The sequence below is a fragment of the Bacillus sp. 3G2 genome (assembly GCF_044324725.1).
GTDB lineage: Bacteria > Bacillota > Bacilli > Bacillales > Bacillaceae_G > Bacillus_A > Bacillus_A mobilis.
Map to the genome: position 1 here is coordinate 3,305,714 of NZ_CP172246.1, position 24,439 is coordinate 3,330,152.

The following is a 24,439-nucleotide window of genomic DNA, read 5'->3' on the forward strand; positions in this document are numbered from 1 at the left end:
TTAATTCTCTAAATCCTTCTTTTACGATTCAATAATGTTCAAAGCTAACGTATTCAAATCATTTTCAGCTTGTAAAATTTCTTGTTTTTCCCTTTCAAATAGCTCTTCTTCATTTTGAAATGTCTCTTTTCGATTTTTAATCATGCGCTCCATTTCTTTTTTACTCGGTCCACCATATACATTTCTTTTTTGAATAAAAGCTTCTGGCGATACAATCTCTTCCCACTCTTTTTCTAATAAATATATTTTAAAGTTTTCTTGTAAGTATATATTTACATCTTTTAAATGTAATTCATGTAGCTCCTTTTGTTGATCCAATGACATTTTCGCAATAGCACTCGCTGCATGATGTGCCTGCCGAAATGGAATGTCATAGTTTTTTGTTAAAACATCTGCGAAATCAGTTATCGTAATTGCATGTTTATAAGAACGACTTTTCAACGTTTCTTCTTCTACTTTCATCGTTCGAATCACTGCATTCATAATACAAAAAACACGAATGGTCTTTTCAATTCCTTTATATAAATACGGCTGCAAGTCATCTTCCGTATCGACAATATCACCAAATGGCGTATTATGGATCATTTGAAATACTGTAAATGCTTCTCCTAAAGCGCTACTCGTAATTGCACGCGCATGCTCAATTGAAACTGGATTTCGCTTTTGCGGCATAATACTACTAATTTGTACATATGGCTTCGCAACAGTAATACCATCATATTCCTTCGTCGCTAATAGTAAGAAGTCATGAATCCATCTGCTCGTATTCGTCATAATTACCATAAGTAACGAGCTAACTTCTAATAAATAATCCGCTCCAGCAACAGCATCATATGAGTTCTCAATTACATTAGTAAACCCAAGTAAATTGGCAACTCGCTCTCGTTTAATCGGAAAACTTGTTGTAGAAAGAGCCGCAGCTCCCATTGGAGATTGATTTAAAAGTTTGTACGTTCGTTTCATTCGTTCTAAATCTCTTTGCATCGTATCATAAATCGCTAACATATAATGACCAAATGTTGTTGGCTGTGCTGGTTGTGTATGTGTATAAGCTGGCATAATCGTTTCCTTGTGATCATAGGCAAGTTGCAATATACTTTCTTGCAATAACAAATGATGCTCCATTAATCGTAGTACATACCGCCTTAAACTCATGCGATACATCGTTACACCCATATCATTTCTACTTCTACCAATATGCATATTACTTACAAAATCGCATTTCGCTTCTTGGAAAATTAAATGTTCCACTAAAAAAAAGAGATCTTCATGCTGTTCTGTATATAGCAATTGATCTTTTGGAATTCCCTCTATCTTTTTTAGTGCATGTAATATAACTTTAGCTTCTTCCTTTTTCATTAAATTCTCTTCCGTCAGCATTGCAATATGCGCTTTATGCACTTGAAACATATCTTTTAATAAGTAATCTCGCTGAAAATGAAATACATGTTGTAATACACAATCGACATATGTTTTCCCAGGGAAATCAGCGCCTTCACTCTTTATAAACTCTTCTTTACTTTGTTTCATCACCTTTTCCCCTCTCACCTAAGTATTACTACCCATCATACCCAGAGATAGAAAAAAAGTGCTTGCACATAAATTGAAACTTTAATCAGCCCTCACCAATCGGACTTTTATGGGCAGTTGATCCCCCATCTTAATTTTTTGCTTTCGCTGAATTTTGAGGTGGAGGTCTTACTGCCCATTAAAGTGGGATAAAAATAAACTCGGCGCCCTCTGCACCGAGTTTACTTAATAAAAGTCGCATCATACTTATCACTTTGCAACACTTGGAAATGTAAGTTCGCTAAATGTTTTCGTATTTCCGCACTGTCGTCCTCATTTAAATTATTTGCTAAGAACACAATTTCTGTACAGTTCCCGCGTTTATCCATCGCATAAACTGCTTTTGTAACTGTCCATGGCGTATAGCCATTTTTTTGCCCTGCATGTCTAAATGTTTTACGGTATTTCTTAGCACTCATATCAGTTTCAACGATATTCGCCCACACTTTTTCTTCTGCGTCTGTTAGGCCACCTTTATGATTTGCCTTTTGAAGCAGTACCATATAATCATTTGCAGAAGCTGCTGGTAATCGATCTGACCAAATTTTATCGTAACGTTCCTCTAAATAAAGAGGAATTTCCTTCTGTAATAATGGTCCCTTCTTTTTTAAGCGTTCATGAATAATCATCGCATATTCACGATATTGCTCTTGAGACATTTCTTTTAACTTTTTCTCTATTTTATATTTCGGAACATGTAGTTCTTTATGCAAATATCCAGGGATGTATAAAGATGAAACAATCGGAAATAGCGGCTGATGTGCTGGAAGTGATAAACTTTGTAAATTCCGATTAATATTATCTAATCCTAACACTTCCATTAAATATTCAGCATTCGCATTCGAACTAAATTTGACCATTCCTCTTGCCACTTCTTCTAAAGAAACTGCTCCTTCTGTTATCTTGTCTGTCTTTTGCAAATACTTTTGCCATCTATCTTGTGCACCACCATCTGTATTCGGTACGTAATAACGATTCAGGTCATTAATGGAAACAAAACTAGACGGGTCAATTTTCCCTTCTGTAACTTGTTTCGTATATTCAAGCGCCACGATTAATTTCATCGTACTAGCAACTGGCAATACAACATTTGGATTTACAGAATAAACAACTTTATCATTTCTCTTTACTAGAAGTGCACTATTTTTTTCATCTTTATGTTCTTCAATAAATGATGCGATATACTGCGCATCATCATTATTTGAACTCCACACTTTTTTCACTAAAAAATTACCCGATATTAGCAAAACGAAAATACCCACAATTACTGCGCATACTATAGTTTTTTTCAAGTAAAATTCCTCTCCTATTGTGTAACTCTTCTCTATTTATCTAAAAAACAAAATAATGGAGACGGTTATTTAAATAACCGTCTCCATTATTTTAACTTGTATTCTCCTATTATGTCTACGTCATAATTTTCACGAAGTCTTCAAGAAATTTTTTATAATGTAACGACCAACCAATTCGCACCCAATTCTTTAAAGCTTTTGAGTCAGGTTGAGGACGGAAATCAGCAATACTTTCCCCCTTCGCAATTCCAACTGTATCTATATCGACTCGGCGATATACATAATCTAAAAGGGACGGATTCGCCGCGACCATCATTGTAACGACGTCATGTACTGGGCTACCTGTTATTTTTGGATTTAACTTTTTATACGCTTTATAATAATACGTAAATATTGGTTCAATTAATTTATTAAAATTCGTTTTAGAATGTTTCGTAATATATTTCACCATTTCTGGCGTAATAATCGCTTCAGACGTAACGTTAAGTGGTACTAATGTCACATTCTTGGCATTTTGCATAACTAATTGTGACGCAATCGGATCACCATGAAAATTCGCCTCTGCGACTGGTGTCACATTGCCAGGCATTAAAAAAGCACCTCCCATTATATAATACTCTTTCACATATTTCATCATCGGCTTTTCTAAAATAAATGCTGTTGCTAGTGTCGTTGATCTACCAGCATCCACAATGATTAATTCTCCTTTATACTTTTCAAGAATATCAAAAAAAGCACAAAAAGATTTTATATTTGGCGCAAAAGCTTTTGGTGGTTTAATTGGCCCTAATCCATCTGCCCCATGAATTTCTGGATAATACGTTGTAACATCTCCGGATAAAGGGATTTTCGCACCATTAATAACAGGTATATCCTCTCGCCCTGCCATTTGCAGCAAATATGCTGCATTACTTGTCGCCTTTTCTTGCGTTACATTTCCATATCCGGTTACAACACCAACAATATCAATATCAGGATGCATAATTCCATACATGATGGCTAAAGAGTCATCAATTCCCGGGTCTCCCAAAAATAATACTTTTTTCATCGACCTCAACTCCATCCCCTCAATTGTTATTAATTTATGAATAACCTTACATATACAGAATAAAAAAGAATAAATTCACATAAAAAAACGCAGTCCTCTATAAGGACTACGTTCTTCCTCTAACCTATACTGTTTTTCTTCACAGCACTCATACTTCCAATGATATAAGCGATAAATGCAAAACAAATTGGGAAGACAACTGTATGTATACCGAACGGATTTGGATAGAAAAGGTGAATACACATATATGAACCTACCCCAACTAAAATAGAGGCAAGCGCTCCTGTTGCATTTCCTTTTCTCCAATATAGCCCCAATACGATTGGCCAAATGAATGCTGCTTCTAATCCACCGAAAGAAAATAAATTTAACCATATTAAAAAATCTGGTGGTTTAATAGCTGCTGCATAAACGAGCAGCCCTACGATACCCGTAATCCACAAACTTCCTTTTCTGATCGTACTGTCTGCTGCATCTTTATTTATGTAATTCACGTATATGTCTTTAATAATTGATGAACTTACAAGTAACAATAACGAGTTTACTGTAGACATAATTGCTGCCATTGGCGCAGCTAAGAAAACACCGGCTAACCAGGGTGGCAACACTTCCATCGCGAGTAGCGGCATGACTTTATCCGGTACCGTTATACCCGGAAGTACGACTCGTGCAAATACACCTGTTAAATGCATACCAATCATAATTGTACCTACAACAACCGTTCCAATTATTAATGCTTGATGCATAGCTTTTGAATTTTTATAAGACATAGCACGCACGCTAATTTGCGGTAATCCAACAACGCCAATTCCAATTAAAATCCAAAATGATGTTACGTATGATTTCGTTAAACTACCATCCGCTCCGAACGGTGTAATTAAATTCGGATTGATTTGAACAAGTTCCTGCATAATCTTTTCAATTCCACCACCAGCAATGACAGTAGCAATTAAAATGATTGTCGTTCCAACTAACATAATGATTCCTAATAACGTATCTGATAAAGCAACTGCACGAAATCCACCAATTAATACGTACACAAGTACTGAAAAAGTAAATAGAAATAGTGCTGTTGTATAAGATAGACCCGTTAGCGACTCAATTAATCGGCCACCGCCGACCCATTGAGCTACTGTTGCTGAAAATAAAAAGATAATAATACATAACGCAGAAAGTATAACAACTGCTTTATTATTGTATCTTCCCTTTAAATAATCGATAAGCGTAATGGCTTCCATCTTCCTAGCGATAATTGCAAACTTTTTACCGATAACCGTTAAAACGATATACCCTGTTACAACTTGAATCGCAGATAATAATACCCATCCGAGGCCCATATTGTACGCAATACCTGGACCACCAATAAAGCTACTAGCACTACCGTACGTAGCAATCATTGTCATCGCTAATAATAAACCGCCAAGTTCACGACCACCAAGAAAATATTCTTGTAAAAATTTATTATTAGCAGTCGCTTGTACGCGTCTTGAAGCATATACACCAATTAAAAATACAACGATAAATGAAATTATCATTGGAATGATTACATACCAATTCATCTATTATTCCTCACTTTTTTCTTCCTCATCGAGTGAAATATCTTGAAATACAAAACGAACAACTAAACTAAGTAAAATAACCATAACGACAAATCCAACGATACAGCTATAAAAAAACCATGCTGGAAAACCGAATACATATGTATATTCACTTGGATTTTTACTACCAAGCCCATAAGCAAATCCGTACCATATTATAAAATTGATAATAGCAAGTCCAAGACCAATTAACGCTTCTCTATGGGCGATTCGAAAGCGTGGATCATCATGATAATCCTTCATTTTTCTCCCTCCTCTCACGATGTATTATTGTACCATTGTTCTTCTAGTTTTTCCTACTAGAAAGCAAAAACAAGCAGGATTTTTTAAATTCATATAGAAGATTCTCTTACATTACATATTTTTTACAATTGTAACACAAATGAAATTTGAATTTTCAGTATTTGTTAATTATGATTTAAATTAGAGGCTTTCCATCTAGTTCCCACATCCTTGATTTCGGAATAAACGCCGTCTCGTACTGCGTTTACATTATATTTTCAAGGGGGTTATACAATGAGTCAACTAGCTGTAAATCTTCATGAAAAGGTAGAAAAGTTTCTTCAAGGTACAAAAAAGTTATATGTGAATGGATCTTTCATTGAAAGCGCTTCCGGAAAAACATTTAAAACACCTAACCCAGCAACCGGCGAAACACTTGCCGTCGTTTCTGAGGCTGGTCGCGAAGATATTCATAAAGCTGTTGTTGCAGCTCGCATGGCTTTTGACGAAGGTCCTTGGTCTCGCATGAGCACTGCTGAGCGAAGCCGTCTTATGTACAAGTTAGCTGATTTAATGGAAGAACATAAAGAAGAGCTTGCACAGCTCGAAACATTAGATAACGGAAAGCCAATCCGTGAAACAATGGCAGCAGACATACCACTTGCAATTGAACATATGCGCTATTATGCTGGCTGGGCTACGAAAATCGTTGGTCAAACAATTCCTGTTTCCGGTGATTACTTTAACTATACACGCCATGAGGCTGTTGGTGTCGTCGGTCAAATTATTCCTTGGAACTTCCCACTTCTTATGGCAATGTGGAAAATGGGAGCAGCGCTTGCTACAGGATGTACAATCGTTTTAAAACCTGCAGAACAAACTCCACTATCCGCTCTATACTTAGCTGAATTAATTGAAGAAGCTGGATTCCCGAAAGGCGTTATTAATATCGTTCCTGGATTCGGTGAATCAGCTGGACAAGCTCTTGTTAATCATCCACTCGTTGATAAAATTGCATTTACTGGCTCTACGCCAGTCGGTAAACAAATTATGCGACAAGCTTCTGAATCATTAAAACGTGTTACTTTAGAGCTTGGCGGTAAATCACCGAACATTATTTTACCAGACGCCGACTTATCTCGCGCGATTCCTGGTGCACTTTCTGGTGTTATGTTTAACCAAGGACAAGTATGCTCTGCTGGATCACGCTTATTTGTTCCAAAGAAAATGTATGATAATGTCATGGCTGATCTCGTCCTTTATTCTAAAAAATTAAATCAAGGCGCTGGTCTAAGTCCAGAAACTACAATCGGTCCTCTCGTTTCTGAAGAACAACAAAAACGTGTAATGGGCTTCATTGAAAAAGGGATTGAAGAAGGCGCTGAAGTACTTTGCGGAGGAAGTAATCCATTCGATCAAGGCTACTTCGTTTCTCCTACAGTATTCGCTGACGTAAATGACGAAATGACGATCGCAAAAGAAGAAATTTTCGGTCCAGTTATTTCTGCAATACCTTTTAACGATATTGATGAAGTAATTGAACGTGCAAATAAATCACAATTCGGCTTAGCGGCTGGTGTGTGGACAGAAAATGTTAAAACAGCACACTATGTTGCAAGTAAAGTGCGCGCTGGTACTGTATGGGTAAACTGTTATAACGTCTTTGATGCAGCATCTCCATTTGGAGGATTTAAACAATCCGGTCTTGGCCGTGAAATGGGATCTTACGCATTAAATAACTATACAGAAGTGAAGAGTGTTTGGCTCAACTTGAACTAACGAAAAAGACCCTGACCTATCCGGTCAGGTTCTTTTCATTATGTATTCCTTTAAACTTGCAGTCCACCGCTCACATTTAATACTTCTCCTGTAATATAGGATGCGTATTCTGATGCTAAAAAGGCCGCTGCGTTCGCAATATCTTCTGGCGTTCCAATTCTACCTACTGGAATCGCACCAACCATCTTTTCTTTCACTTTATCTGGTATCGTTTTTGTCATATCTGTATCCATAAAGCCTGGACAAATCGCATTACATGTAATACCGAAACTTCCAACTTCTTTCGCCGCTGTTTTCGTTAAACCTACAACTCCTGCCTTTGTAGCAGCATAATTCGCTTGGCCTATATTTCCTTCTCTACTAATTGAAGATATATTAATAATGCGTCCATACCCTTGTTGTCTCATGTAAAGAAGCGCTGGCTGCATACAATAAAAAACACCAGTTAAGTTCACTTGTAATACTTGTTCCCAAGAAGACTTCTCCATTTTATGTAACATTGCATCTCTTGTAATCCCAGCATTATTCACCAAAATATGTAATGTACCGAATTTTTGAACCGCATATTCAATTAATGACTTCGCTTCATTTTGATTACTCACATCACATCGATATAAACTCACTTCATAGCCTTCATCCGATAACTCACGTGTCGTTTTTTGTAGCTTTTCTTCATTTACATCGCTAATTAATACTTTCGCCCCTAATTTTGCATAAACCCTTGCAATCTCTTTTCCAATTCCCTGTGCAGCTCCTGTTACAACAGCTGTTTTCCCATTTAAAAACTCCATCCCTATCCCCCATTTCTATTACTTATACTGTATATTTCGGCTTTTTGCCTTCCGATTCCTCTTTGTATAAAAAAGTCTATTTGTGTCAAACTAACTTTGCAACGTCGCATAAAACACAAGGAGATTGTGTCGAATGAACAAAAAAAATTTCAAACAAAACAAAGCTGCTGATGGCATTGATGTTGAGTTCTCTCGTGAACTCGCTGACCACAATGACTTAGAAGCAAACGCACGTGCAAATGCCGCTGATGCACGTCAAAAACGCCAGTCAACAGAAAAATAAGGAAAGCACAACCTTATTCTTTTCAACAGGGACCTACTACCCAACAAAATAAACCGAGAGGTATTCTCTCGGTTTATTTTCGATATTTTTTTATATAATGTGCCAAAGTAAGTAGCGGATATATATGGGCATAGCTATGATAACGAATATAAAAACCACCTGGTAAACCTGTTCCAGTAGGATATTTTTCATTCACATAACGATTCGCAAGCAAATATGAGATACCCTTTCGAATTGCTGGTGTTTCCTTATCATAGTAAGAAATGAGAGCATCTAACGCCCATGCTGTTTGGGATGGTGTACTGAATGGTAAAGTAACGAACCTTTTTTCCACACTACTGTGGCATGATTCCCCCCAGCCACCATCTTCATGCTGTATATGTTCAAGCCATAAAGCTGCTCGTTTCAATGATGGATTGCTAGATGGAATGCCGAGTGACCGTAAACCGGTCATCACCGCCCACGTACCATATATATAACAAATCCCCCATTTTCCATACCATGATCCATTTTTCTCTTGTACATTCATTAACCAATTTATTGCACTTTGTTTTTGTTTCTCTGGCAATTCATTTTGCGCATATGTCCCGAAAAGCTCTAACACTCTTCCTGTAATATCTGGTGTAGAAGGATCTGTAATCATGTCGCTTGCATTTTCGATTGGTAAATTTGCTAATAAATTGCTCGTCACACCTTTTTCAAATGCTCCCCAGCCACCATCATTATTTTGTAATCCTTTAACCCAAGTAACCCCTTTCTTCCAAGCATAATCTACATTTTCGTTCCCTCTACTTTTTGCCAATACTCTTAATACCGCTGTTGTATCATCAACATCAGGGATTGTCGTATTCACATCCGAAAAACCCCAACCGCCTGGCGCAAGCGCTGGTGCATGTACGCTCCAATCAGCTTTTTTTGAATGCTGTTTTTTTAATAAATATGTTACTGCATGTTGAATCATCTTATTATCTTTCGGTACTTGGGCCTCTTGTAACGCATAGCTGAGTAAAGCCGTATCCCATACAGCTGAAGGCGAGTTTTGCAAATGATTCCCGCTTTCCATCTTCCATATATAAGATGTTATCCCGGTTATAGCCTTTTGAATGATTGATGATTGAAGAGAATGTCCTAACGCGAGTAAAGCGTAAATCATATAAAACGAGGCAGTTGCGTAACTATATAACGTTCCATTCTCATCAATACGTTCTTTCATAAAACGTTCGACTTCCTCATTCCCTTTATGATGTAAAGATAGTGGATACGATATAATTTGTTTTACATCACTTACTAACGTTTGAAACAACGGAGACCGATCCTCTCGAAACCATTCCCCGCCCCCTCCCGAAATATGATTTAAATTTGGCAGTAACTTTTTCCCTACTCGAAATCTTTTATTTAAACAAACCATCATCGGAATTAAATGAATACGCGCTGAGCTACTTAACTCAAATATACTGAGAGGTGAATCACTTTGGAGAAACATAATTGGTGTTGGCAAATGAAAGAGCGAAGGATATTCATATTCTCCATGAACCGCTAATAAAAACTTCGTCATAAAATGAGCACGCGCTACCCCGCCACGCTCATTTATAAACATTTCGGCTCGCTTCATATTCGCATCTTCTTTTGTATATTTTTTTGAAGCAAGTAAGGCAGCATAAGATTGAATTGTAGCAGATAAATTACCACCTACTTCATCTTCATATAATTTCCATGTTCCTTCATTTGTTTGAAGTGATGCTAATCTTTTTACAAATGGCTCTATCTCTTTATCTCTACCTAATAATTTTAATAAAAAGATCATATGGCAATCTGTTAATGGTGCTCCTTCAAAACAAAAGTGCCACGTTCCATCTCGCCGTTGCATCGTTTGAAGTGCAGTTGTTCTTCTTGCTATCTCTTCATGCACTTTTTCATATAATAACAAGTTACTCACCCACCCTTTCGAAATCCGTATAACGATATTCAAAAAGGTAGCTGAATATGTATGAAAACAAAGAAAAGCAGAACATATAAAATGTTCTGCTCATAAACAATATCCCACTCCGACAATTATCCCTACTAAAGCACCGACTACTACTTCATACGGTGTATGCCCGACAAGTTCATTTAACTTCTTATATTCTGTTTGTTTACCGTGAAAAAACTCATTCAATATTTTCGCTTGTTTACTTACCGCGAGCCTTACTCCTGAAGCATCATACATAACAATAATGGCAAAAATAGCAGCGATCGCAAACATGGAACTTTCCACACCTTCCACAACACCAACACCTGTCGCAAGTGCTGTAACAGTTGAAGCATGAGAACTTGGCATCCCACCTGAAGCGAAAAACTTTGCAAAATCAAATTCACCCGTTTTGAATAATTTAAAGACTACTTTCGTTAATTGTGCTAAAAACCATGAAATTACAGCGGCCATAAGCGGATCATTATGTAAAATTGTTTCCACGTTCTCAGCTCCCTACTGACTATAATGGAAATTCTATATAGTATCAGTATAAAGAAAAATGCGTAGAAAATACTACGCATTATGATACTTTTGCTGATTTATTTTTTATAAATTTCGGTTGTTTCTGCACTAAAAACTTTGTTTTTGCTATTGAAAAGACAAATAATGCAATCCATATACAGAAAAATGCCATCATATGAGTAGATGTGAAATGCTCCCCAAATACGAATACACCTAAAATTAAACTAATTGTTGGTGCAATATATTGTAAAAAGCCTACCATATAAAGCGGAATAAGTTGTGCCCCTTTTGCAAAATAAAAAAGTGGTAAAGCTGTAACAATTCCTGCTCCTATTAATAGTAACGTCGATAACATGGAAATAGATCCAAATGAGCCGAAACCATGTACTCCTGTCATAACGAGATAAATGATCGCAAACGGCGTCACTAACATCGTTTCCATCGTAAGACCAATTGTCGCATCATAATTTAACAATTTTTTCGTTAATCCATATAATCCAAATGAAAAGGCAAGTGATAAAGAAACCCACGGAATAGATCCAAAACGCACTGTTAAAATGATAACACCTACGCCAGCTAAACCAACTGCAACATATTGCCAAAAGTTTAACTTTTCCTTTAATACAACTGTACCAAGTAAAATACTAATAAGTGGATTAATATAATATCCGAGACTGGCTTCAATGACATGATTATGATTAACGGCCCATATGTAGACAAACCAGTTTCCGCTAATCAAGACCGAAGCTATTGTTAATGACATTAATAATTTAGGTCGTTTAAAAAGATTCACGAACTCCCCAATAAACTGACGAAATCTCTTCGTAACACCTAATACAAGTAACATAAAAACGAACGCCCAAACGATGCGGTGTGCTAATATTTCATCTGCTGGAACTTCCTCAACCCATTTCCAATAGATTGGTAGGATTCCCCACATCGTATAAGCACCAGCCGCATATATAATCCCTTTTTTTTGCTGTGCTGATTGACTCCCCATCTTCCTTTTTCTCCTCTTCTCGTTTTTCTCCATTATACGGTCCCACATGCTCACTTTACCAATAATCAATCTGCAATTCTTTCGACATTGCTCATACAAAAAAAAGTAAACATACTGTTATAACGACAAGTAACGGTATACCGAAAACAAATTTCTTTTTATGTGTTTTATGGTGAAACATATACATACCGATCCAAGCACCAACTGCGCCTCCAGCTGCCGCTGATAAAAACAACGTACTTTCTGGCGTTCTCCACTGTTTCTTCTTCGCTTTTCGTTTATCAAGCCCCATAAGGCTAAAAGCTATAACGTTAATAATAATAAAATAAATCCATTTCATCGCTTTCTCTCCCTATGAAAAATTCGCTTAATGGTAACATGAAAAAACGATGGGAACAACTGAAGAACACTTTTTATTAATGAGTTACCTTCATATTTACATAGCCAATCAAAAGGCCAATTATAGCTATTAAAAAGAAGGATGTTATGAGCAGAACCTTATATTTCCTTCCCTTCACCCACTACCATATCATCGAAAAAACTTCTCTCAATCTCTTTTTCATCAAAATGAAGAACTACAATTAGTCCTATATATAAAGAAACGAAATTTAGAAACCATTCGCCATTTTCATCTTTGTTAGCTAAACATTTAAATATCTCTTGAAATTGCATACGCTCATCTGCAGCAGTAACCGGACGCACACCAAAGTATTTCAATACGAGATTCAGCTTCAGCTGCACGGATAATGATAAAATATATTTTAATAACTCCGTATACTCTACACTATCTTTTTGACTATACAGCTTCACAAGCTTTTGATGTAAAGTAGAAATCGATAATTCTTCGTCGGTCACTTTAGTTGCTTCTACCATTTCAATTATCTTTTTCATATTCATTACATTCACCCCTTCTGCACAAAAACAAAAGCCCAAGCGTATTTATTTTATAATCAGCAATAATTGAGTATTTCTCATCTCTCGTTCTTCTTCACTCACTAAGTCATACTTCTTTAGAAGATGAAAGACATCATTTAATATTTCCTGTGAATGATTCCCTTGCAAAAATCCCTTTACCTCTTTAAAAATCACTTCCGGTAAAAAATCCTTTTGACTTTCAAGCTTATTCATTACATCTTCCATAGAATGATCAATATTACAAGCCATACTAAACTTCCCCCTCTATCCTTTATAAATAATATCCTCCGCTAACGATGTAAACACTTCTCCTACAAGAGAGTCTTCATCATATACAGATGAACCGTTGTTTTCTTCTCGTTTTGCAAAAGGTATTTGCGCGATCACTTCTGTTTGCAATTGTTCTGCAAGCATTTCGCCGCCACCTTTTCCGAAGAGATAGTTTTTCGATCCATCTTGTTCTTCATAATAAGCCATATTTTCTACAATCCCTAAAATTTCGTGTTTCGTATGTTTTGCCATAACACCTACTCTAGATGCTACGAATGAAGCTACATTGTGTGGTGTTGTAACGATAATTTCTTGCGCCTGTGGGATCATTGCTGCAACATCAATAGCAACATCTCCTGTACCAGGTGGTAAATCAAGAAGTAAATAATCTAATTCTCCCCAATGCGTATTCGCAAGGAAATTTTGAATCCATTTATTTAACATCGGTCCGCGCCACATAACCGGGTTATTTCCTTCCGTAAAAAATCCCATCGACATAATTTTAACACCATGACTAACGACCGGAATTGCTGTTTGATCAATCATCGTCGGTTTTTGATTCGTTTCCATCATAGCTGGAATGCTAAAACCATATATATCTGCATCTAATATCCCCACTTTTTTGCCCATACGAGCTAAAGCAGTTGCAAGATTAATTGTCACTGTTGATTTTCCAACCCCACCTTTACCACTCGTTACAGTAATAAATCGTACCCCTGAATCAAGACGAAGCATGCTCGGCATACCAGTTTCTGTTCTCGTATTTTTCTTTAACTTCTCTGTTAGCGAAGCTCGTTCTTCTTGTGTCATAGAACCAAATGTCAAATCTACCTTAGATGCACCAATTGCCTGAAGAGACTCTTCCACATCTTGTTGAATTTTTGCCTTTAATGGACAACCTTGAATCGTTAGCACTACTTCAAGTTTAACCTCTGTTCCATTCATTTGTATATTTCTAACCATATTTAATTCTACAATACTTTTGTGTAACTCCGGATCCTCTACATGTTTTAATGCGTTCATTATTTGTTCTTGCGTAATCATAGCACTCATCCCTTCTCGTATTCGAATTTATATACAACATTTTCTTGGCGAAAAAGCTTTTTATCCCCCGCTAACAGGCGGGATTAATGCGACTATATCTCCAGCTTTTATCATCTCTTCATTCGTTACAAACTCTTCATTCACAGCCACCATCACTTTATCAAGCGATTGTAAACTATAACTTGCTTTCAGCCATTCTTTTAATTGCTGAACTGTCATTTCTCGTTTTTCTAAAATTACGAATCGGTCCGATCCGACTTCCTCACGCAAATTTGCGAACAATAAAATTGTAATCATCTTCTCATTCTTCCTTCTTCGGTTTTCCTTCTGGATATGCCGTATTTTCAAGTTGATCTCCAATCCACATCGTTCCATCTTCCCAAAATTCTTTTTTCCAAATTGGGACGATGCGTTTTATACGTTCAATCGCGTATTCATTCGCTTCATACGCTACTTTACGATGCGGTGATGAAACTGCAATGACTACCGCAAGATCCATGATTTCTAGCCGCCCTACACGGTGCGTAATTGCTACTTTTGCGTCCGGCCACTTTTCATTTATTTCTTCACCAATTCTTGTAAGTTGTTTTACTGCCATCGGTTTATATGCTTCGTACTCTAAATGTAGCGTTCGTTTTCCTTTTGTAAGTTCTCTCACCGTACCAATAAACGTTGTAATTGCACCTGCTTCTCTTCTTGCGACTTTATTCGTTACTTCTTCAACTAAAATCGGTATATCTACAATTTCAAATAGTGCTTGTCCCATTAGAAACACCTCTCACTTTATCCCGCTTTAATGGGCAGTAAGACCCCCACCTCAAAATTCAGCAAAAGCAAAGAAGTTAGGTGGGGGATCAACTGCCCATTAAAGTCCGATTGGTTCAACTAATAATCAGTGAGGGATGAAGCCCCCCCCCACTGATTAAAGTTTCACTTTATAAAATGTCCCAGGCCATTCACTACCTTCATTATCTTCCAGTAAGAGAATATCTACGAACATATCTTTTTTATAACCTCTTGTACCACCTGGAAGTACAATAAATATATTTGTCTCTGCTAAGGAAGAAACCGAGCTAGATTTATCAAACCCTGACGGATAAGCAATTAATTGCCCTTCTTTATATTTCAGTTTTGCTCGTACAAATCTTGTAAATGGATTTGGTTTTAGAAAATCTTCTCCTAATAACGCTTTTTCTCTTTTCACATGTGCTTTTTCATTAAACATATACGTCCGAATACAAGGTCTTACAAACAATTCAAATCCTACGTAACAAGCAGATGGATTTCCTGATAAACCAAATAATAACTTGCCGTTTAATTGTGCTACAGTCGTAACACTCCCTGGCCGCATTGCAACTTTATTGAAAAGAACAGAGGCATCTAATTTTTCGTAAATAGCTGGTAAATAATCGTAATCCCCTACTGATACACCGCCTGTTGTAATGAGCATATCTACTTGGCTTAACGCTTCTTTTACAGCTGTGAAACATGTATGAAAATCATCGCTAAACTTCCCGAAATATTTTACTCTGCCGCCCGCTCTTCGAATTTGAGACAATATCATATACGTATTACTATTTCGGATTTTCCCTGGCTGTAGTGAATCATTTACATCCAGTAATTCACTACCAGTCGCTAACAATCCAATTACAGGCTTTCTCGCCACTGGCACCTCACTATAACCGAACGTAGCAAGAAGAGCCGAAATACCCGGATGAATGTATGATCCTTTTTTTGCAAGAACCGTTCCTTTACGAGCATCTTCACCTTGAAAAGAGATATTGTCGCCCGTTTTGAATGATCGCTTCACTTCCATATAATTGTTACCAACTTTCTCATATTGATGAGTCAGCTCTAACATAACCACCGCATCACACCCATTCGGAATTTGCGCTCCCGTCATAATTCGAACTGCTTGAAACGGACCTACTTTCTCGTGGAATATTGATCCCGCACCAATTTCACCAATTACTTCAAACACAATTGGCGTTTCATAACTTGCTACCTTCGTATCTTCTGCTCTAATAGCAAATCCGTCATACGGTGAACGATTGAATGAAGGAACATCATGGTCAGCTACTAAATCCTCCGCTAATATACGCCCGTAAGCTAATTCAATAGGTAGCAACTCCTTTAATCCCTCATTAGCAAATCCCATTACTTTACGAACAGCTTCTTCAACCGTAATTGGCACTCTTCTTTCCATTATTGACAACCCTTTCTATTAACCGAATACGCGATAATATAATTGTTTCGCTTTCGAAATATCATTTGTACCATGAATGAAAACACGACCATCTCGAAAAATAACGACGCGGTAATCATCTAGCTGGCAAGATAGTAAATACGGATTCCGATCTACTTTCCCTAGTTTGTTTAATACTTTTTCTATATCGTCAAAATCGTACTTTCTATTTTCTACTGACCTAATTTGTACTGTATTTCTTCCGCATAAAGCAGCTACCTTCGTTTGGTTTTCGTATGATAAATAAGGATAAGTTCGATTTAAGCCGCACGAAGGGCAATCGTCTGTTTTGATTTTCCCTAGTTTTATAAAATGGCTTTGATTACTCCATATATCAAACATGAAAAATGTTTTTCTAATTGCCGCGGAATCTCCTACTAAAATTTTGAATGCTTCCGCCACTTGATATGCTGCGACGATTTGAACAGTCGGGCTAATAATTCCAGCGGTATCACATGTCATACCTGTAAAAGGAACATTCTTCAGCACACAATGTAAACATGGTGTCTCTTGCGGAATAATTGTATAACTCATACCGTACGATCCAACGCAAGAACCGTATATCCACGGGATATTATGTTTTTGTGATACATCATTTATTACAAATCGAATATCGAAATTATCTGTTGCATCAATTATTACATCTACATTTTTTAATAGGTCTTCCATATTTTCTGCAACTGCATCCATTACGAAAGCATGTATTTGTACTTCCGAATTAATTTGTTCTAGCCGATTTTTTGCAGCAGTTGCTTTCGGTATTTTCTCTCTCGCATCTTGTTCAGAGTACAATTGTTGCCTTTGTAAATTACTCCATTCAACGTAGTCACGATCAATAATCGTCAACTTGCCGATACCTGCACGTACGAAACTTTCAGCACTTGCACTTCCTAATGCGCCTGCTCCTACAATTAACACATGTTTATTTCGAATTTTTTCTTGTCCTTTACTCCCAATCGGTTTGAACAACTGTTGTCGTGAATACCGCTCAGCCATTACATACCCTTCCTCTCACGAACTCTATTTCATATTAGAATGTTGTTTTTGATAACAAGCAAAGTAAGCAAATCCAACAAATCCAGCTCCCCCAATTACATTTCCGATAAAAACAGGAACAAAATTTCTAGCAAGATCCATCCACGTCAAATGACCTGCAAAAATAACTGCTGAAATAACAAACATATTTGCTACCACTTGCTGAAATCCAATCACGACAAATGCCATAATTGGAATCCAAATTCCAATTATTTTTCCGACAAAATCACTCGTCCCATAAGCGAGCCAAAGTGCAAGACAAACGAGCCAATTACAACCAATTGCTAAAATTAAAGTTCTCCCAAACGTTTCATGTAACTTTCCTTCTGCTATCGCTACCGTTTTATTTAAATAATCTCCCTCTGTTAATCCGCCAAGATGACCGAAACAATACGCAACAAAAATAGCTCCCACGAAATTCATGAAAGTAATCCAAACCCAATTATTTAGTACACTTACCAATGTAATTTTCTTTGCATAAAGTGCCATAGAAAGTGACATCATATTTCCGGTAATTAATTCTCCTCCTGCTAATACGACGAGCATTAATCCAACAGGAAAAACCGCTCCTCCTACAATATTGACTAAACTACCCCAGCGCTCAGGTAAATTACCTAAAACGCGAATGTTAAGCAAAAAACCTAACGAAATAAACGCTCCTCCTAAAAAACCGAGAATAAGCATTGCTGGCAACGTCTGACTTACTTTTTGAACACCGGCCTCAATTACAAGCTCAGCAATTTGTTCCGGTTTATGAAATGCCATTACCAATTCCTCCATTTTCTCCAAATAAAAAAGCAGCTTCAAAAAACCTCCTCAAAATAAAGGTTTTTGAATGCTGCTTAATTTCTCTGCACATCTTTTACAGAGATATCAATCATCACTTTTACTATAAAATAGAAAATCTACAACCGTTGCACATTTTCCATTTTGTATATACTTCCTCAAAGCGTCACTCTTATATCAACCACCAATATGTGACATTTCAATTTTAGGCGCTCTTTTGTTACTTGTATGACTTAAGCGTTCATCTGAATAACGATCTTCTCGGTTGTTCCATATATCACGCACGATATATGTTATTTCATCGTCAGTGTATTCAGATCGAAGTAATTCTCTCAAATCATTTCCTTTAGAAGCGAACAAACAAGTATATAATTTTCCTTCTGCAGAAATACGTGCTCTCGTACATGAGGAACAGAAGGAATCTGTTACGGATGAAATAATACCTATCTCTTCATCACTTCCAATATAACGATAACGAGTTGCAACTTCACCTGCATAATTCGCTTCTATCCGTTCTAATGGCATAACTTGATGAATCGCATCTACTATTTCTTGTTTCGAGACGACCTCTTTTAATTCCCAACCGTTATAATTCCCAACGTCCATATACTCAATAAAACGAAGAATATGCTTATTTTCCTTAAAGTATTGTGCCATCTGCAAAATGTCCTGTTCGTTTTTTCCCTTTTGAACGACCATGTTTATTTTTATTTTCATACCAACTTCAGCTGCAGCCTGTATTCCTTCTAGAACCCTTTGCACTTTGCTTCTATTACCATTCAAATAGAAAAAGCGATCTTCTTCTAAGGAATCTAAACTAACTGTCACACGTGATAAACCCGCCTTATATAAATCAGGAGCAAACTTTTTAAGTAACGATCCATTGGTTGTTAAACCGATATCCTCCACACCATCTATTTTATTAAGGCGCTCAATAAGCTGCGGAAGACCTCTTCGAAGTAACGGTTCTCCGCCCGTAATTCGTAACTTTCTTACACCTAAAGAAACAAAAATACGTGTTATCCTTTCAATCTCATCAAAAGATAAAATTTTATCATTAGACAAAAACGAATAATCAGGACCAAATATTTCTTCTGGCATACAATAACGACAGCGAAAATTACAGCGATCAGTAACAGAAATACGTAAATCCTTTAAAGGACGTTGTAGTTTGTCTAATGTGACAGATTTCATATTTATTGCCTCGCTTTTACTTATTTTATATTTAAAACACGCTCTGGATGTGTATATACATTTAAGGATTGATTCCGAATAAATCCTATCGTAGTAATGCCTAATTCTTCTGCTAGCTGCAAAGCCAACTCAGTTGGAGCTGATTTTGAAAGTATAATTTCACAACCAATTTTTGCAACTTTCAATAATATTTCCGAAGAAATACGACCACTAAAAACAATGATTTTATCGCTCATAGAAATATTATGTTTTAAGCAATAACCGTAAATTTTATCTAATGCATTATGTCTACCAATATCCATTCGGCTTAAAATAATAGCATTCACATCACACAAAGATGCATTATGAACACCGCCTGTATGACGAAATGTCTCTGCAGATTGCTGCATTTCTTTCATTAAACGAAAACAGTCTTCTGTAGCAACCTGTACATGTACGCCATTCATTTTTTTCGCGCTTAGTGCATCATTCGCAAAAACAAATCCTTGTCTACTCATACCACAGCATGAAGTAATATAACGTTTATTTTGCATTTGTTCGTAATACGGGTTCACTTTTTTCGTTGTGACATGTACAAATCCTTCTTTCTCTTGTACCCATATGTCATCAATATCTTCATACTTCCGAATGATTCCTTCAGATGCTAAGAAGCCTATTACCATATCTTCTATATATTCTGGAGTACTAACCATTGTAACAAACTCCTGTCCGTTCATTTTAATCGTGACTGGAAACTCTGTTACAATGCTGTCCTCTATATGTTTAAACGCCCCTTGTTCATAACGAAAGATTTCTCTTTCTACCTGTATCGGTTTCACGATCAGTATCCTTCTCTCACGTTATATTTTTATCAAAAACGAATACCGAAACTGCAATATCTTCTTCTACTTTCATATCTGAAAATAAATTCACTAATTTCGCTCCAACAAGTTCCTCCAAATGTTCACGGGAATTCGCAGCATACACTTCTTGAATCATTTTCGTTCTAGCCAAATGAACCATTTCCGCACCGTCCATCGTACTTGAAATGAATTTTTCAGTAGGTGTTAAGTTTCCGTAAAGGGTCGCAATCGCCATATTTTCAGCAAAAACAGTATGAATTCGTTCCGGTCCTTTTCCGAAAAGTTCCTTTCGAAGTTTTCGTATCATATCATTAAATTCATGTACTTTTTTTGACATACAATTATACCTCCAAAAAATCCTCATTTTACTTTATTATATATTTTACCAAAATGAGCCTTCCGCCCAAAATATTTCGTACAAACATTTGGGCAAAAAGATTCACTTCATGAAGATTATTCGTCTTTTAACCCCTTCCCCATACCTTTTAAGAAATGAAGCCCAAACCCGATAGCGCGGTTAATGTCTGGGTCTTTCAATACTTTCATAAGATCGAATACCCCTACTTTTTTATTACTCTCTAGATGTTCATTACCTTCTTCCAGTCCTACTAATAAACTACCTATAAGCTTTTTCGTAAGTTCCGGATCAAGTTCTGTTAAAGCACCTGCAGCACCCATCATATTATTAATTAAATTTGTAACAGGCTCACGAGTCACTTGGCCAAGAACGATTTTTGCGATTGGTTCTTTCGCTTTTAGCATAGAATTTGCGGCTTCTAGCATTCCGATGTCATTTAATTCACCGACAATATTAAACATTTGATTTAAAGCTTCTTCATTATTAGCTAGAAGTTCTTTTAAATCATCTAATTTTTGCTGTTTTATTTCTTCCTCAGTTAATTCTTGTTTTTGAATCATTTTTATAGGTGCAGCCATATTTTTCTCCTCCTACTTATCCGTTAAATGCACATACCCTGGACGTGCCCACTTACGATCTACCTCAATACCAGCTTGAGGGTGACGTTTTTTATTGCGTGGGTTCGCTTTTGGCATCGGATTTTCGCCCTCAACTTCTAGCACTTCCATACGCACTTTCGTCTGTTTATAAGCAGGTGTGTTTGTACGCGTATCAACTGCAGGACCTGTTAAGAAATTAATTGCTGTTTCATTATCTGTAGAGTTCATCGGTAAATATAATTCATTCGCTTTTACACGATCTGTTACAAGTGCGCGTAATTTTAATGCTCCAAAAGGAGAGACAAGACGAACTAATGAACCTGTTTTCACTCCACGTTCTTTTGCAAGCGTTGGAGAGATTTCAACGAAAACACCAGGTACTTTCGTTTGAATACCTGTTGATTTATTTGTCATATTCCCTTCATGGAAATGCTCAAGCATACGACCGTTATTAATGTGAAGATCGAACTCCGCTGGGAATTCAGCTGGACGTACCCAATCAGCAATCGCAAAACGAGCTCTTTTATCTGGGAAGTTAAATCCATCTTGGAACAGAAGTGGTGTATTTGTTCCATCAAAACTTCCCCAATGGAAACTATTCCATCCTTCAAGTACTTCATAGTTTGCTTGTGAGAATAGTGGTGATAAACTTGCCATTTCAGCAAAAATTTCACTTGGATGGCTATAATTCCAGTTTGCACCTAATTTATTCGCAATCTCCTGCACAATCCACCAGTCTGGCTTCGCATCTCCAAGCGTAGGAAGAACTTGATACAATCTTTGTACACGGCGCTCTGTATTTGTGAAAGTACCTTCTTTCTCAAGAGACGGTGCTGCCGGTAATACAACATCTGCATATTGAGCAGTTTTAGATAAGAAAACATCTTGCACAACGAAGAAATCAAGGCTTGATAACACTTCATGTACATGATTCGCATTAGAGTCTACAAGAGCCATATCCTCTCCAACAAGATACATAGCTTTCATTTTTCCTTCATCAATTGCATGAAGCATTTCAATATTATTCAGACCTGGTTTACTATTAATTTTCACTCCGTAAGCCATTTCAAATTTCGCACGCTCCATATCGTTAGTCACGTGCTGATATCCAGGAAGCCATCCTGGTAAAGTACCCATATCACAAGCACCTTGTACGTTATTATGACCTCGAAGTGGATATGCACCAGCACCTGGACGACGATAATTACCTGTTGCGAGAAGTAAATTTGAAATCGCAGCGGAAGTATCAGAACCACCCGTATTTTGCGTTACTCCCATACCCCATAGGATACATGTACCATCTGCATCACGAATCATTTCAGCCATTTGAATAAGTGTTTCTTTTGAAATACCAGTCATTTCTTCTGCATATTCAAGTGTATATTCTGTCAGACTCTCTTTGAAATCTTCAAAGAAGTTTACATTCTCATCAATAAATCGTTGATCGTGCCAACCTTGATCCATCATATATTTCGTAACAGCCATTAACCACACTTGATCTGTTCCTTGTTTTGGACTAATAAAGACGTCTGAACGCTCTGCCATTTCTGTTTTACGAAGATCAGCGACAATTAATTTTTGTCCGTGTAATTTATGCGCACGTTTAATACGTGTAGCTAAAACAGGGTGACCTTCTGTCGGATTACAACCTACAATAATAACAAGACCGGATTTTGCGATATCTTTAATCGTTCCTGCATCTCCGCCCATACCAATTGTACGGAATAATCCGTCTGTCGCTGGTGATTGACAATAACGTGAGCAGTTATCAATATTATTCGTTTCAAATACTTGTCGAGCTAATTTTTGAATCACATAATTGTCTTCATTCGTAATTTTTGATGAAGAAATAAAACCGATAGCATCTTTACCGTATTCTTCTTTAATCGATCCTAATTTACTTGCAACTACATTTAGTGCCTCTTCCCATGTAGATTCAACAAACGTTCCATTTTTACGAATTAAAGGTTTTGTAATTCTTTCTTTAGAATTTACGAAATCCCAACCGAATTTTCCTTTTACACAAGTAGAAATTGCGTTAACTGGCGCATCAGAAGAAGGCTGTACTTTAAGGATTTTACGCCCTTTCGTCCACACTTCAAATGAACAACCTACGCCACAAAATGTACAAACTGTTTTCGTTTTCTTCGTACGAGTATCACGCATGGCCGCTTCCACTTCTGATACCGCAAAAATGCCGCTATATCCAGGTTCAACTTCTTTAATTAAATCTACCATCGGTTCAAGAATATCTGGTTTTAATCCCGTCATAAATCCAGCTTCACCGAGCATCGTTTTCTCCATTAAAGCATTACAAGGACAAATGGTTACACATTGACCACAGCTCACGCATGAAGAATCATTAATATTTACTCCTTCATCCCAAATAACTCGTGGGCGTTCCGCTTCCCAGTCTATTGATAACGTTTCATTTACTTGTAAGTTTTGACATACCTCAACACATTGACCGCATGCAATACATTGATTGGGATCATAGCGATAAAACGGATGCGTCATATCAACTTCACTTACATCTACTTTCGGTTCATAAGGATATTTTTGATGTTCAATCTCCATTAATTCTGCTGTATTATGCAGTTTACAGTTCCCATTGTTGTTATCGCATACCGTACAGTATAATAAATGATTTTCTAGTAACCGATCCATCGCCTCTGTTTGTGCTTCTTTTGCACGAGTAGAATTACGTTCAATGTTCATACCTTCCGTCACCACTGTCGAACAAGAGCGCATTAACTTTCCCTCAACTTCTACAATACAAGTGTCACATGTTTGAATAGGATCTACTTCTGGCACGTAACAAATTTGCGGATGTTCAATCCCGTTCTTATTAATAACACCCAATATCGTTGAACCAGGCTCCGCTGTATACTTTTTTCCGTCAATTGTAATATGAACCATGTTGTTATTCATGGTCTTTCCCCCTTTTTGAGAATAAAAAAACTCCACCACGAAAATATACGCACCACATTTCGGCACGTTATTATCATGGTGGAGTAGTTTATTAGCACATCTTGCTAAAATACCAATCCATTTATTCATAAATAAAACGATAGATTCATAACAGGTCATATCACG

25 protein-coding genes are annotated in these 24,439 nt (G+C 37.0%); 2 read left to right on the forward strand and 23 right to left on the reverse strand.

The genetic code is table 11. The features are described 5' to 3' along the window. Positions 1-21: 21 nt before the first annotated feature. The 5 genes from argH to ACHZK0_RS16985 form a co-directional block, all read right to left on the reverse strand. On the reverse strand, positions 22-1,530 hold the full coding sequence (gene argH, locus ACHZK0_RS16965) for an argininosuccinate lyase (RefSeq protein WP_262741598.1): 1,509 nt from the start codon (positions 1,528-1,530) through the stop codon (positions 22-24). A 221-nt stretch (positions 1,531-1,751) separates the two neighbouring features. Beyond that, entirely contained in the window at positions 1,752-2,861 is a 1,110-nt protein-coding gene (locus ACHZK0_RS16970; protein ID WP_270342935.1) for a serine hydrolase, read from the reverse strand. A 115-nt stretch (positions 2,862-2,976) separates the two neighbouring features. Then, positions 2,977-3,909: a nucleoside hydrolase gene (locus ACHZK0_RS16975; protein WP_262741596.1), complete on the reverse strand. Its 933-nt coding sequence runs from the start codon at positions 3,907-3,909 to the stop codon at positions 2,977-2,979. A gap of 119 nt (positions 3,910-4,028) precedes the next feature. Beyond that, positions 4,029-5,468: a sodium/pantothenate symporter gene (gene panF, locus ACHZK0_RS16980; RefSeq protein WP_073515856.1), complete on the reverse strand. Its 1,440-nt coding sequence runs from the start codon at positions 5,466-5,468 to the stop codon at positions 4,029-4,031. 3 nt (positions 5,469-5,471) lie between these two features. Further along, on the reverse strand, positions 5,472-5,750 hold the full coding sequence (locus ACHZK0_RS16985; RefSeq protein ID WP_000656242.1) for a YhdT family protein: 279 nt from the start codon (positions 5,748-5,750) through the stop codon (positions 5,472-5,474). A gap of 273 nt (positions 5,751-6,023) precedes the next feature. Here ACHZK0_RS16985 and dhaS point away from each other — a divergent pair, with 273 nt between their 5' ends. After that, positions 6,024-7,508: an aldehyde dehydrogenase DhaS gene (gene dhaS / locus ACHZK0_RS16990; RefSeq protein ID WP_061678475.1), complete on the forward strand. Its 1,485-nt coding sequence runs from the start codon at positions 6,024-6,026 to the stop codon at positions 7,506-7,508. A 50-nt stretch (positions 7,509-7,558) separates the two neighbouring features. Here dhaS and fabG read toward each other — a convergent pair whose 3' ends face one another. After that, a complete protein-coding gene (fabG, locus tag ACHZK0_RS16995) occupies positions 7,559-8,299 on the reverse strand; it encodes a 3-oxoacyl-ACP reductase FabG (RefSeq protein WP_061678476.1) in 741 nt (246 codons plus the stop codon). Between the two features lie 133 nt (positions 8,300-8,432). Here fabG and ACHZK0_RS17000 point away from each other — a divergent pair, with 133 nt between their 5' ends. Further along, the gene (locus ACHZK0_RS17000) at positions 8,433-8,582 is read left to right on the forward strand and encodes a YfhD family protein (RefSeq protein ID WP_001035806.1); all 150 of its coding nucleotides are present in this window, start codon (positions 8,433-8,435) and stop codon (positions 8,580-8,582) included. A gap of 73 nt (positions 8,583-8,655) precedes the next feature. Here ACHZK0_RS17000 and ACHZK0_RS17005 read toward each other — a convergent pair whose 3' ends face one another. The 17 genes from ACHZK0_RS17005 to fdhF form a co-directional block, all read right to left on the reverse strand. Further along, complete coding sequence (locus ACHZK0_RS17005) at positions 8,656-10,509, reverse strand: prenyltransferase/squalene oxidase repeat-containing protein (RefSeq protein WP_262741594.1); 1,854 nt, start codon at positions 10,507-10,509, stop codon at positions 8,656-8,658. Positions 10,510-10,608: 99 nt separating this feature from the next. Beyond that, positions 10,609-11,034 (reverse strand): divergent PAP2 family protein, encoded by a 426-nt coding sequence (locus ACHZK0_RS17010; protein ID WP_061678478.1) that lies wholly within the window; start codon positions 11,032-11,034, stop codon positions 10,609-10,611. 79 nt (positions 11,035-11,113) lie between these two features. Further along, the gene (gene rarD, locus ACHZK0_RS17015) at positions 11,114-12,055 is read right to left on the reverse strand and encodes an EamA family transporter RarD (RefSeq protein WP_063262506.1); all 942 of its coding nucleotides are present in this window, start codon (positions 12,053-12,055) and stop codon (positions 11,114-11,116) included. A gap of 91 nt (positions 12,056-12,146) precedes the next feature. Then, on the reverse strand, positions 12,147-12,395 hold the full coding sequence (locus ACHZK0_RS17020) for a DUF1294 domain-containing protein (RefSeq protein WP_395760733.1): 249 nt from the start codon (positions 12,393-12,395) through the stop codon (positions 12,147-12,149). 158 nt (positions 12,396-12,553) lie between these two features. Beyond that, positions 12,554-12,952, reverse strand: a complete 399-nt coding sequence (locus tag ACHZK0_RS17025) for a hypothetical protein (protein ID WP_395760734.1) — start codon at positions 12,950-12,952, stop codon at positions 12,554-12,556. A gap of 42 nt (positions 12,953-12,994) precedes the next feature. Next, positions 12,995-13,219: a hypothetical protein gene (locus ACHZK0_RS17030; RefSeq protein WP_270342919.1), complete on the reverse strand. Its 225-nt coding sequence runs from the start codon at positions 13,217-13,219 to the stop codon at positions 12,995-12,997. 15 nt (positions 13,220-13,234) lie between these two features. After that, positions 13,235-14,284, reverse strand: coding sequence for a P-loop NTPase (locus tag ACHZK0_RS17035; protein ID WP_395760735.1), 1,050 nt, complete (start codon positions 14,282-14,284; stop codon positions 13,235-13,237). 60 nt (positions 14,285-14,344) lie between these two features. Next, a complete protein-coding gene (gene moaD / locus ACHZK0_RS17040) occupies positions 14,345-14,581 on the reverse strand; it encodes a molybdopterin converting factor subunit 1 (RefSeq protein ID WP_185914090.1) in 237 nt (78 codons plus the stop codon). A 4-nt stretch (positions 14,582-14,585) separates the two neighbouring features. Beyond that, positions 14,586-15,050 carry a molybdopterin synthase catalytic subunit MoaE gene (moaE, locus tag ACHZK0_RS17045; protein ID WP_262741592.1) on the reverse strand — a complete coding sequence of 155 codons (465 nt, stop codon included), beginning with the start codon at positions 15,048-15,050 and terminating at the stop codon, positions 14,586-14,588. 156 nt (positions 15,051-15,206) lie between these two features. Next, positions 15,207-16,490 carry a molybdopterin molybdotransferase MoeA gene (moeA, locus tag ACHZK0_RS17050; protein ID WP_395760736.1) on the reverse strand — a complete coding sequence of 428 codons (1,284 nt, stop codon included), beginning with the start codon at positions 16,488-16,490 and terminating at the stop codon, positions 15,207-15,209. 18 nt (positions 16,491-16,508) lie between these two features. After that, entirely contained in the window at positions 16,509-17,525 is a 1,017-nt protein-coding gene (locus ACHZK0_RS17055; protein WP_395760737.1) for a molybdopterin-synthase adenylyltransferase MoeB, read from the reverse strand. Between the two features lie 24 nt (positions 17,526-17,549). Then, positions 17,550-18,329, reverse strand: a complete 780-nt coding sequence (locus ACHZK0_RS17060) for a formate/nitrite transporter family protein (protein ID WP_061678487.1) — start codon at positions 18,327-18,329, stop codon at positions 17,550-17,552. Between the two features lie 198 nt (positions 18,330-18,527). Beyond that, entirely contained in the window at positions 18,528-19,544 is a 1,017-nt protein-coding gene (gene moaA, locus ACHZK0_RS17065; RefSeq protein ID WP_061678488.1) for a GTP 3',8-cyclase MoaA, read from the reverse strand. Between the two features lie 20 nt (positions 19,545-19,564). Beyond that, positions 19,565-20,362 carry a formate dehydrogenase accessory sulfurtransferase FdhD gene (gene fdhD, locus ACHZK0_RS17070; RefSeq protein ID WP_262741589.1) on the reverse strand — a complete coding sequence of 266 codons (798 nt, stop codon included), beginning with the start codon at positions 20,360-20,362 and terminating at the stop codon, positions 19,565-19,567. A 16-nt stretch (positions 20,363-20,378) separates the two neighbouring features. After that, entirely contained in the window at positions 20,379-20,723 is a 345-nt protein-coding gene (locus ACHZK0_RS17075; protein ID WP_000039580.1) for a DUF2294 domain-containing protein, read from the reverse strand. Positions 20,724-20,839: 116 nt separating this feature from the next. Next, the gene (locus ACHZK0_RS17080; protein WP_000729894.1) at positions 20,840-21,322 is read right to left on the reverse strand and encodes a DUF1641 domain-containing protein; all 483 of its coding nucleotides are present in this window, start codon (positions 21,320-21,322) and stop codon (positions 20,840-20,842) included. Between the two features lie 12 nt (positions 21,323-21,334). Further along, positions 21,335-24,274: a formate dehydrogenase subunit alpha gene (gene fdhF / locus ACHZK0_RS17085; protein WP_262741588.1), complete on the reverse strand. Its 2,940-nt coding sequence runs from the start codon at positions 24,272-24,274 to the stop codon at positions 21,335-21,337. Between the last annotated feature and the right edge of the window lie 165 nt (positions 24,275-24,439).

What these genes read in the sequence shown, in the direction of transcription:
- ACHZK0_RS17080 (WP_000729894.1), bottom strand. Translation starts at nt 21,322, where the DNA reads ATGGCTGCACCTATAAAAATGATTCAAAAACAAGAATTAACTGAGGAA.
- ACHZK0_RS17025 (WP_395760734.1), bottom strand. Translation starts at nt 12,952, where the DNA reads ATGAATATGAAAAAGATAATTGAAATGGTAGAAGCAACTAAAGTGACC.
- panF (WP_073515856.1), bottom strand. Translation starts at nt 5,468, where the DNA reads ATGAATTGGTATGTAATCATTCCAATGATAATTTCATTTATCGTTGTA.
- ACHZK0_RS17060 (WP_061678487.1), bottom strand. Translation starts at nt 18,329, where the DNA reads ATGGCATTTCATAAACCGGAACAAATTGCTGAGCTTGTAATTGAGGCC.
- ACHZK0_RS17075 (WP_000039580.1), bottom strand. Translation starts at nt 20,723, where the DNA reads ATGTCAAAAAAAGTACATGAATTTAATGATATGATACGAAAACTTCGA.
- fabG (WP_061678476.1), bottom strand. Translation starts at nt 8,299, where the DNA reads ATGGAGTTTTTAAATGGGAAAACAGCTGTTGTAACAGGAGCTGCACAG.
- ACHZK0_RS17000 (WP_001035806.1), top strand. Translation starts at nt 8,433, where the DNA reads ATGAACAAAAAAAATTTCAAACAAAACAAAGCTGCTGATGGCATTGAT.
- ACHZK0_RS17035 (WP_395760735.1), bottom strand. Translation starts at nt 14,284, where the DNA reads ATGATTACGCAAGAACAAATAATGAACGCATTAAAACATGTAGAGGAT.
- fdhF (WP_262741588.1), bottom strand. Translation starts at nt 24,274, where the DNA reads ATGAATAACAACATGGTTCATATTACAATTGACGGAAAAAAGTATACA.
- moeA (WP_395760736.1), bottom strand. Translation starts at nt 16,490, where the DNA reads ATGGAAAGAAGAGTGCCAATTACGGTTGAAGAAGCTGTTCGTAAAGTA.
- moaD (WP_185914090.1), bottom strand. Translation starts at nt 14,581, where the DNA reads ATGATTACAATTTTATTGTTCGCAAATTTGCGTGAGGAAGTCGGATCG.
- moaA (WP_061678488.1), bottom strand. Translation starts at nt 19,544, where the DNA reads ATGAAATCTGTCACATTAGACAAACTACAACGTCCTTTAAAGGATTTA.
- ACHZK0_RS17030 (WP_270342919.1), bottom strand. Translation starts at nt 13,219, where the DNA reads ATGGCTTGTAATATTGATCATTCTATGGAAGATGTAATGAATAAGCTT.
- ACHZK0_RS17055 (WP_395760737.1), bottom strand. Translation starts at nt 17,525, where the DNA reads ATGGCTGAGCGGTATTCACGACAACAGTTGTTCAAACCGATTGGGAGT.
- argH (WP_262741598.1), bottom strand. Translation starts at nt 1,530, where the DNA reads ATGAAACAAAGTAAAGAAGAGTTTATAAAGAGTGAAGGCGCTGATTTC.
- ACHZK0_RS17020 (WP_395760733.1), bottom strand. Translation starts at nt 12,395, where the DNA reads ATGAAATGGATTTATTTTATTATTATTAACGTTATAGCTTTTAGCCTT.
- rarD (WP_063262506.1), bottom strand. Translation starts at nt 12,055, where the DNA reads ATGGGGAGTCAATCAGCACAGCAAAAAAAAGGGATTATATATGCGGCT.
- ACHZK0_RS16975 (WP_262741596.1), bottom strand. Translation starts at nt 3,909, where the DNA reads ATGAAAAAAGTATTATTTTTGGGAGACCCGGGAATTGATGACTCTTTA.
- ACHZK0_RS16985 (WP_000656242.1), bottom strand. Translation starts at nt 5,750, where the DNA reads ATGAAGGATTATCATGATGATCCACGCTTTCGAATCGCCCATAGAGAA.
- dhaS (WP_061678475.1), top strand. Translation starts at nt 6,024, where the DNA reads ATGAGTCAACTAGCTGTAAATCTTCATGAAAAGGTAGAAAAGTTTCTT.
- moaE (WP_262741592.1), bottom strand. Translation starts at nt 15,050, where the DNA reads ATGGGACAAGCACTATTTGAAATTGTAGATATACCGATTTTAGTTGAA.